Source organism: Flavobacterium sp. ACAM 123 (genome assembly GCF_000264055.1).
Lineage (GTDB): Bacteria > Bacteroidota > Bacteroidia > Flavobacteriales > Flavobacteriaceae > Flavobacterium.
In genome coordinates this window covers 1-429 of record NZ_AJXL01000253.1, presented here as the reverse complement: position 1 = coordinate 429, position 429 = coordinate 1, and the positions used below count along the sequence as shown (strand labels likewise).

Sequence of the window (429 nt, the reverse complement as noted above, 5' to 3'; positions counted from 1 at the left end):
ATATACTTAACCAATCCATCATTACGAAGCGCTTTGTTCTCGCCTATTTCTAAAACGGATAGTGAATTAGGGAATATGGTTCAAACTGCAATTCTATCTTAGTGGATGCACCTAGAGAATTTAGATTTAACCTACGTATCCGCCCGACGAACCACATATTTTTTAGATTAACTTAAGGTAGTAGTTTTGTTCTAAACAATTTAGACATGGACAAAAATGAATTTATGTTATCTCAAGTTGAATCTTGGAAACAAAGTGGACTTTCACAACAAGGGTATTGCGATCAAGCAGGTATTAAATTAGGAACCTTCAGCTATTGGATACGAAAAAGCAAAAATGAAGAAGCACAAATCGGAGGTTTTATTGCACTGAAAAAACCAGTTTTCGCTTTAGAAAACAAATACGAAATCGTATACCCCAATGGAGTTA

The 429-nt window shown here is 34.7% G+C and carries 1 protein-coding gene; it reads left to right on the top strand.

All coding sequences use genetic code 11. From position 1 onward, the window contains the following. Positions 1-206: 206 nt before the first annotated feature. Positions 207-429, top strand: a 223-nt coding sequence (gene tnpA / locus A3SG_RS0118580; RefSeq protein WP_016991467.1) for an IS66 family insertion sequence element accessory protein TnpA, incomplete at its 3' end; no start/stop codon positions are given.